Source organism: Rhizobium sp. AN5 (assembly GCF_900215255.1).
Lineage (GTDB): Bacteria > Pseudomonadota > Alphaproteobacteria > Rhizobiales > Rhizobiaceae > Agrobacterium > Agrobacterium tumefaciens.
The window spans coordinates 1,011,089-1,020,000 of record NZ_OCMJ01000003.1 but is presented as its reverse complement, the minus strand read 5'-3'; the positions used below and the strand labels follow the sequence as shown (position 1 = coordinate 1,020,000).

Genomic DNA, 8,912 nt, shown 5'->3' with positions numbered 1-8,912 from the left:
AGAACCGCGGACTGGATCTGCGGCTGGCGAACGAAACTGCCGGATTTCTTGCGGCGCTCGATCAGGCCGGCCTTCACAAGCTGGCCCATGACCTTGTTGACGGTCATGCGGGAGCAATCGTAGTGGGCGGCGAGATCAACCTCGAAAGGCAACCGGTGACCCGGCGGCCATTCGCCCGATACGATCCGGCCCTCGATATCACCGAGGATACGCTGGTGCAGGGTTTGCCCGGCCAATGCTTTCGTCACGTCCGCAATGCCTTCCAACGGCTCGATCTCGTTCCTATCGAGCGCATATCAGCTATCGACAAGTTCGGCCATGACCTTGTTGAAGCGATCCGATATTTCGCGGCGATGGACGTGCTGGCCCGCCTGGACCAGTTTTTTACCGCGCACCCAGACGGTATCGACATGGACGCTACTCGCGAACATCCACTGGTCGAGAATCTGGGATGCCGGAAGATGGGGAACGGCCGAGCAATCAAGCGCGACAAAATCAGCGCTTTTTCCCGCTTCTATCTGATTTTTTGAATCCAGCGCCCTGCCACCGCCTTGAAGCGCCTGCTGGAACAGTTTCTCGCCTGTGGAACGGCCGGTATCGGCGATGACATTGCGCGCCCGAAGCGACAGGCGCTGCGAATATTCGAGCATCCGCAATTCTTCCGGCACGGAGATCAAAATGTTGGAATCCGAACCGACACCGTAATGGCCGCCTTCCGCGATGAAACCGGGAGCGGGGAAGATGCCGTCGCCAAGATTGGCCTCGGTGATGGGGCAAAGGCCGGCAACGGCACCGCTTTTTGCCATGCGGCGGGTTTCGGCTTCTGTCATATGCGTCGCATGGATAAGGCACCAGCGCTCATCGACCGGAGCATTCTGCAAAAGCCACTCCACCGGCCGCGCACCTGAAAAGGCGAGCGAATCCTCGATTTCCTTGACCTGCTCCGCCACATGAATGTGGATCGGGCCGCCTTTCGCCAGCGGTTCGATCGCCGCCAGTTCTTCACCAGTTACGGCACGGAGACTGTGTGGCGCGATGCCGAGCGTTGCACCCGGAAGCCCATTCACCACGGCTTGGGCGCCCTGCATGAGCCTTTCGTAACTGTCGAGCGAATGGATGAAACGTTTCTGACCGTCTATCGGCGGCTGACCGCCGAAACCGGAATGCGCATAAAATACCGGCAGCAAAGTCAGGCCGATACCCGTTTGCGAGGCGGCGGCACCGATACGTTCGGCCATTTCGGCGATATTGCCGTAGTGCGAACCATCCATATCGTTATGCAGGTAATGAAATTCACCGACCCGTCCAAAACCTGCTTCCAGCATTTCCATATAAAGCTGGGCAGCAACGGCCTCGACATGATCCGGTGTCATCGACAGCGCGAATTTGTACATGACCGTGCGCCAGCTCCAGAAGCTGTCATCGGCAGGTCCGCGAATTTCGGCAAGCCCTGCCATGGCCCGCTGAAAGGCATGGCTGTGGAGATTGGGCATGGCCGGCACGATAACGGCATGCCGTTCATCCTGCGGCTGCGGAGAAACACCGGTTTCGACGGATAAAACAGCACCGCCCCTGCAGTGGATGCGAACATCTTGCACCCACCCATCGGCCAGAAGTGCTGCGCCCGCGTGAATTACCGTCATGCCACCCTCTCCTCTTGATCTCTTCTGACAAGGCCACGTCGAATACGAAATTGCGGCTTGCCAACGTGATTATTATGTATATACATTTGGCACATAAAAGAAAGGCGAAAAGCAAATGCCAGGGAACAAATATACAAAGGGAATGGCGATGAGCGACACTACCGCATTGTGGCGCAAAGCCCGGCTGGCGACGTTTGATCCTACCATGGAAGGCATCGGCGCTATCGAAAATGCTGCCATTGCCATACGCAACGACCGCATCGTCTTTGCCGGCGCTGAAAGCGATCTGCCCGCCGACCTGGCAACGGCCGACGAGATAACCGATTGTGAGGGACGCTGGATCACCCCAGCCCTGATAGACTGCCACACACATCTGGTCTTCGGCGGCAACCGCGCCATGGAATTCGAGATGCGTCTCAATGGCGCGACCTATGAGGAGATCGCCAAAGCGGGCGGTGGCATCGTTTCTTCGGTACGCGACACGCGCGCCCTTTCGGAAGAGGCTTTGGTGGCACAGGCACTGCCCCGTCTGGATACGCTTCTGGCGGAGGGTGTCTCGACCCTCGAAATAAAATCCGGTTACGGTCTTGATATCGAAACCGAACTGAAAATGCTGCGCGTCGCCCGCAAACTTGAGACGCTACGGCCCGTTAGAATCGTCACCAGCTACCTGGCCGCGCATGCGACACCGGCCGAATATAAGGGCCGTAACGCCGACTACATTGTGGAAGTGGTTCTGCCGGGGCTGGAAAAAGCCAATGCGGAAGGACTGGCGGATGCGGTTGACGGTTTTTGCGAAGGCATCGCCTTTTCCGTTGAGGAAATGACCCGGGTTTTCGAGGCCGCAAAACAGTACGGTCTTCCCGTCAAGCTGCATGCCGAACAGCTTTCCAACCTCGGCGGTACGGAGCTTGCCGCATCCTACGGTGCGCTTTCCGCCGATCATCTGGAATATCTGGACGAGGCCGGTGCACAAGCTCTGGCGAAAGCGGGAACGGTGGCCGTGCTTCTGCCCGGGGCCTTTTACGCGCTCCGGGAAAAACAGCTGCCCCCGGTTCAGGCCCTGCGCCATGCAGGCGCTGACATCGCGCTGGCTACCGATTGCAATCCTGGCACCTCTCCACTGACTTCCCTGTTGCTGACCATGAACATGGGTGCCACGCTTTTTCGCATGACGGTGGAGGAATGCCTGACGGCGACCACGCGCAATGCCGCAAAGGCGCTCGGCCTGCTTGCGGAAACCGGCACGCTGGAAGCAGGAAAATCCGCTGATTTCACCATCTGGGATATCGAACGCCCGGCTGAACTTGTCTACCGCATCGGCTTCAACCCGCTCCACGCCCGCATTTTCAAGGGACAGAAGGTTTCTCCATGACTATCACGCTTCACCCCGGCAATGTGACCCTTGCTGAACTTGCCGCAATCTACTGGGATAACGGCACAGCGAAACTCGACCGTTCGTTCGATGCCGGCATAAAAAAAGCAGCGGCCCGCATCGCCGAGATCGCCGCCGGCAATGCGCCGGTCTATGGCATCAATACCGGTTTCGGCAAACTCGCCTCAATCAAGATCGACGCAGCCGATGTGGCGACGCTGCAACGTAACCTCATCCTGTCGCATTGCTGCGGCGTCGGTGCGGCGCTTCCGGAAAATGTCGTGCGCCTGATCATGGCGCTGAAGCTGATTTCGCTCGGTCGCGGCGCCTCCGGCGTGCGGCTGGAACTGGTACGGCTGATCGAGGACATGCTTGAAAAGGGTGTCATCCCTTCCATCCCGGAAAAGGGTTCGGTCGGAGCGTCAGGCGATCTCGCGCCGCTTGCCCATATGGCCGCCGTGATGATGGGCGAAGGCGAGGCTTTCTATGAAGGTACGCTTCTGCCCGCCGGCGAAGCTCTCACTAGAGCCGGGCTGACCCCGGTCGTGCTCGCCGCCAAGGAAGGGTTGGCGCTGATCAACGGCACGCAAACCTCGACGGCGCTGGCGCTTGCCGGTCTTTTCCGCGCTCACCGCGCGGCACAGGCAGCGCTGATAACAGGTGCGCTTTCCACCGATGCCGCCATGGGTTCCTCGGCTCCCTTCCATCCCGATATTCACACATTGCGCGGCCACAAGGGCCAGATCGATGCCGGGGCTTCGCTGCGCAACCTGCTGGAAGGATCCGAAATCCGTGTCAGCCATATTGAAGGCGACGAGCGCGTTCAGGATCCCTATTGCATCCGCTGCCAGCCGCAGGTGGACGGCGCCTGCCTCGATCTTCTGCGACAGGTAGCCCGCACGCTTGAAATCGAAGCCAATGCCGTGACGGACAATCCGCTGGTGCTTTCCGACAATTCCGTCGTATCCGGGGGCAACTTCCACGCTGAACCGGTGGCATTTGCCGCCGACCAGACGGCGCTTGCCATCTGCGAAATCGGCGCGATCGCGCAACGCCGCGTGGCGCTGCTTGTCGATCCGGCTCTATCCTATGGCCTTCCGGCATTTCTATCGAAAAAACCGGGGCTGAATTCCGGCCTGATGATTGCCGAAGTCACCTCCGCTGCGCTGATGAGCGAGAACAAGCAGATGGCTCATCCGGCCTCGGTCGATTCGACGCCAACCTCCGCCAATCAGGAAGACCATGTCTCCATGGCCTGCCACGGCGCGCGCCGCCTGCTACCGATGACGGAGAACCTTTTCGCCATCCTCGGCATCGAGGCGCTTTCGGCGGTTCAGGGCGTTGAGCTGCGTGGGCCATTGAAAACCAGCCCCGAGCTGCAAAAGGCAATCGCCGTACTGCGTCAGGCGATCCCTTCACTGGAAGAGGACCGTTATATGGCGCCCGATCTGAAGGCGGCATCCGACCTTATTGCTACCGGCGCTCTTGTGTCCGTGATTTCCGACGGCATTCTTCCGAAGCTGGAGGCGTAAGATGCCCGTCTTCGATATTAAAGAAGGCACATCGCCCGTCATTCTCGGCCTGCCCCACACCGGCACCGATGTTCCGGCAGCGATTTGGCAACGCTTGAACGACAACGGCAAGATGCTTGCCGATACCGACTGGCATATTCATGATCTCTACGCGGATCTGCTCCCCGACGCGACGACGGTTCGCGCCACCTTTCATCGTTATGTGATCGATGCCAACCGCGATCCTGAAGGCGTCAGCCTCTATCCGGGACAAAACACCACAGGCCTCGTTCCGGAAACCGATTTCGACGGCAAATCGATCTGGAATGAGGGGCAGGAACCGAATCAGGACGACATCGTCGCTCGGCTGGAAACCTTTCATGCGCCCTATCACGCGGCCCTTGCCGCGGAAATCGAGCGGGTTAAGGCCATTCACGGCATCGCCATTCTCTATGATTGCCATTCGATCCGCTCGCACATCCCGTTCCTGTTCGAAGGCAAGCTGCCGGATTTCAACATCGGTACGGATATGGGCAGGACCTGCGACCCAGCCATCGAGACAATGGTGGTCGAAGCGACCGCTGCGGCGGACGGTTACACCAGCATTCTCAACGGTCGCTTCAAGGGTGGCTGGACGACACGCCACTACGGAAAGCCAGAGACCGGCGTGCACGCCGTCCAGATGGAACTGGCGCAATCCACCCATCTAACGACAGAGGCACCACCGTTTGCCTATGACGACGCCAAGGCCACCAAGCTTCGTATCCACCTGAAAGACATTCTCACGCGCATCGAAACGACTGCGCTGACACTCGCACACACCAAAAGGGGAACCAAATGACCAATCCTCGTCACAATATTCGCGACGTCCGCGCTGCGCGTGGAACCGAGCTGACCGCGAAATCGTGGATGACAGAAGCGCCGCTGCGCATGCTGATGAACAATCTCGATCCTGAAGTGGCCGAGAACCCGCACGAACTGGTGGTTTACGGTGGCATCGGCCGTGCCGCCCGCACTTGGGCGGATTTCGACAAGATCGTCGCGACCCTGCGCGACCTTAACGAAGACGAAACGCTGATGGTCCAGTCCGGCAAACCGGTCGGCGTCTTCCGCACCCACAAGGATGCGCCACGCGTGCTGATTGCCAACTCCAACCTCGTGCCGCACTGGGCGACATGGGATCATTTCAACGAGCTGGATAAAAAGGGTCTTGCCATGTACGGCCAGATGACCGCCGGTTCGTGGATCTATATCGGCAGCCAGGGCATCGTGCAGGGCACCTACGAAACCTTCGTCGAGGCCGGTCGCCAGCACTATAATGGCGATCTCACAGGCAAATGGGTTCTGACCGGCGGCCTTGGCGGCATGGGCGGCGCCCAGCCACTTGCCGCCGTGATGGCCGGTGCCTGCTGCCTTGCCATTGAATGCAATCCCGATTCGATCGATTTCCGTCTGCGCACCCGCTACGTCGATGCCCGCGCCGAAACTCTTGATGAGGCGATGGAGATGATTGAGCGCTGGACCGCCGCCGGCGAGGCAAAGTCCGTCGGCCTGCTCGGCAACACCGCTGAAATCCTGCCGGAAATGGTCCGCCGCGGCATCCGTCCGGACATGGTAACCGACCAGACCTCGGCGCACGACCCGATCAACGGCTATCTGCCGAAGGGCTGGACGATGGCCAAGTGGAAGGAAAAGCGCGAGAGCGACCCGAAAGCCGTCGAAAAAGCTGCCCGTGCCTCGATGCGCGAACATGTCGAAGCGATGATTGCCTTCCAGGACATGGGCATTCCGACTTTCGACTACGGCAACAACATCCGCCAGGTGGCAAAGGAAGAAGGGCTGGAAAACGCTTTCGCCTTCCCGGGCTTCGTTCCGGCCTATATCCGCCCGCTGTTTTGCCGCGGCGTCGGCCCGTTCCGCTGGGCGGCACTATCGGGTGATCCGGAAGACATCCGCAAGACCGACGCCAAAGTGAAGGAACTGCTGCCCGACAACAAGCACCTGCACAATTGGCTTGATATGGCCGCCGAGCGCATCGCCTTCCAGGGCCTGCCGGCGCGTATCTGCTGGGTTGGCCTTGGTGATCGCCATCGTCTCGGTCTTGCTTTCAACGAAATGGTCAAGAACGGCGAGCTCAGCGCTCCGATCGTCATCGGCCGCGACCACCTCGACAGCGGCTCCGTCGCCTCGCCGAACCGCGAGACCGAAGCCATGCAGGACGGTTCGGATGCCGTATCCGACTGGCCGCTGCTGAACGCGCTGCTCAATACCGCATCCGGCGCGACATGGGTTTCCCTGCACCACGGCGGCGGTGTCGGTATGGGCTTTTCCCAGCATTCCGGCATGGTCATCTGCTGCGACGGCACCGATGACGCGGCCCGCCGTATAGAGCGCGTGCTGTGGAACGACCCGGCAACCGGCGTTATGCGCCATGCCGATGCCGGTTACGAAATCGCCGTGGAATGCGCAAAAGAGCAGGGCCTGCGACTGCCCGGCATTCTCGGTAACTAAAGAAAAAACTCGGCGCAGTCTTCAGGCTGCGCCGTTTATCTGATCCGGGAAGAGAGCCGCGATCCACCCATCGAACTGTGCCGACAGCGGTGCCGCATCAGTTTCGGCGCCGCTGTCGGCGGCCAGTGGAACTTCTGGTCTGTCTGCGGCTTTCTTCCGTTGCCGTTTTTAACCGACCGACTGTATGCTCGTTTGAAAGCCGCGCTAACCGTTAGGCAGGCATGAAGGACATGGTAGATCAAAGAATGGTGCACAGGTTCCTTCCGCTTGCCTTTACCCTCCTGCTCGGGGCACTTCTTCCGGTTTCCGCTACGAATGCCGTGGCGTCCGAAAAGCAGCAAAATGTTCCCGTGCGGATCGATGTGGGCGGCTACAAGCTGAACAGCATCTTGGTCGAGCCGGGAAAAAGCGCCGAGCTTCCGCCGATCCTCTTCATTCACGGCGCAAGCGCCAGTCTCTATGATCCGATGTTTTCGTTTCTCGAAAAGCTGAGAGGCCGTGCAAAACTGCTATTTGTCGACAGGCCAGGGCACGGCAATTCGGATATCGGCGGCAAGGCAAATATTCTCCCGGATGGACAGGCGGACGCCATTGCCCAGCTTATGAAAAAGCGAGGTGTCCCGAGAGCGATTATCGTCGGACATTCCTTTGGTGGCGCCATCGCGGCATCGCTTGCGGTCCGTCATCCGGAGATGGTCGCGGGCCTCGTATTCCTTTCTCCCGCTGTCTATCCATGGGAGGGTGGCATCGCCTGGTATTACACAGCGGCAAATGCGCCCTTTACCGGTCCGCTGTTCAGCACCTTCATTGCTCCGCCCGCCGGCCTCCTGGCATTGGATCAGGCAACGCGCGGTGTTTTTGCACCCAATTCCAGACCCGCCGGTTATGTGGAAGCAACGCATTCCGTGGCGGCCCTGCGACCCAGGGCCTTTCGGCACAATGCGCAGGAGGTCGCGGCTCTCAATGAATGGGCGCGTGGAGCTTCCTCGGAGTATCGGCGCATCACGGCACCAACCGTCATCATAACCGGTGATACGGACACGATCGTCTCGCCAGAGGTGCATTCCCGTCATCTCGCCAGAGATATTCGCGGCTCCACTTTGATCGTCGTGCACAATCTCGGGCATAAATCTGACTATGTCGCCAGTGACCTTGCCATTGCCGCGATCGAAAAGGTTGCCGGCCGGCCATCCGATTTAAAGGCGGTCCAAAAAACGATTGAGCGACGCATCGAGAATGATCGCGGATCGTAAACTTCCGCCCCCGCCCCCTTAACGACCCGATTCTGGACATCACATGAGAATATTACGCGCTTCCGAATACAAAACCATGCCGTGGAAAAATGGCGGCGGCGTTACGGTGGAAATCGCCATCCATCCGCCGGGTGCTTCCGTGGATGCATTCGACTGGCGCGTCAGCATGGCGACCGTTGCTCAGGACGGACCATTTTCCAGCTTCCCCGGCATAGACCGCACGCTTGCGATTATCGAGGGAAACGGCCTTGCACTCGCTATTTCGGGTCATGAGCCGGTGGCGCTGACGACGGAGAGTACCCCCCTGCCCTTTGCCGCCGATGTTCCCGTGGATGCGACCCTGATGGACGGCGCGATCGTCGACCTGAACGTCATGACCCGCCGCTCATCCTTCGCCCACAGCGTGCAAAGACTATCCGGCAGCTGTTCGATGCAAGCGGCAACGGGAACAAGGCTGATCCTCGCACTCGATCCTCTGACGGTCGCCGTCAACAACGACACAGCCCGGCTGGAGAAGCTGGATAGCGTTTTCATCACGGAAAGCGTGCCGTTCACCATCGATGCAGATCATGGTGAAGGCATATTCTTTCTAATCATGCTACAAGATAACTGAAGCGCC

Annotated in this window: 8 protein-coding genes (1 of these 8 cut by a window edge); 6 read left to right on the top strand and 2 right to left on the bottom strand. The window is 59.4% G+C overall.

Features of this window, described 5'->3' with window-relative positions; all coding sequences use genetic code 11:
- On the bottom strand, nt 1–248 hold the 5' portion of the coding sequence (gene hutC, locus CRP02_RS08045) for a histidine utilization repressor (protein WP_179783964.1). The gene continues 478 nt to the left of window position 1, outside the view; the window shows 248 of its 726 coding nt (coding positions 1–248); the start codon lies at nt 246–248; the stop codon falls past the left edge of the window.
- A gap of 48 nt (nt 249–296) precedes the next feature.
- Entirely contained in the window at nt 297–1,643 is a 1,347-nt protein-coding gene (locus CRP02_RS08040) for a formimidoylglutamate deiminase (protein ID WP_097170747.1), read from the bottom strand.
- Nucleotides 1,644–1,785: 142 nt separating this feature from the next.
- Here CRP02_RS08040 and hutI point away from each other — a divergent pair, with 142 nt between their 5' ends.
- The 6 genes from hutI to CRP02_RS08010 all read left to right on the top strand — a co-directional run bounded on the left by hutI (nt 1,786) and on the right by CRP02_RS08010 (nt 8,906).
- Complete coding sequence (hutI, locus tag CRP02_RS08035; RefSeq protein WP_323455359.1) at nt 1,786–3,018, top strand: imidazolonepropionase; 1,233 nt, start codon at nt 1,786–1,788, stop codon at nt 3,016–3,018.
- On the top strand, nt 3,015–4,550 hold the full coding sequence (gene hutH / locus CRP02_RS08030; protein ID WP_097170745.1) for a histidine ammonia-lyase: 1,536 nt from the start codon (nt 3,015–3,017) through the stop codon (nt 4,548–4,550). Before hutI ends, hutH begins: the two co-directional genes overlap by 4 nt.
- Before the next feature lies 1 nt (nt 4,551).
- Nucleotides 4,552–5,370, top strand: a complete 819-nt coding sequence (hutG, locus tag CRP02_RS08025) for an N-formylglutamate deformylase (RefSeq protein ID WP_097170744.1) — start codon at nt 4,552–4,554, stop codon at nt 5,368–5,370.
- The gene (gene hutU / locus CRP02_RS08020) at nt 5,367–7,040 is read left to right on the top strand and encodes a urocanate hydratase (protein WP_025595291.1); all 1,674 of its coding nucleotides are present in this window, start codon (nt 5,367–5,369) and stop codon (nt 7,038–7,040) included. The genes hutG and hutU overlap by 4 nt, the downstream gene beginning before the upstream one ends.
- Nucleotides 7,041–7,261: 221 nt before the next feature.
- Nucleotides 7,262–8,293 (top strand): alpha/beta fold hydrolase, encoded by a 1,032-nt coding sequence (locus CRP02_RS08015; RefSeq protein WP_097170743.1) that lies wholly within the window; start codon nt 7,262–7,264, stop codon nt 8,291–8,293.
- Between the two features lie 43 nt (nt 8,294–8,336).
- Nucleotides 8,337–8,906, top strand: coding sequence for a HutD family protein (locus CRP02_RS08010; RefSeq protein ID WP_174046088.1), 570 nt, complete (start codon nt 8,337–8,339; stop codon nt 8,904–8,906).
- Nucleotides 8,907–8,912 lie beyond the last annotated feature (6 nt).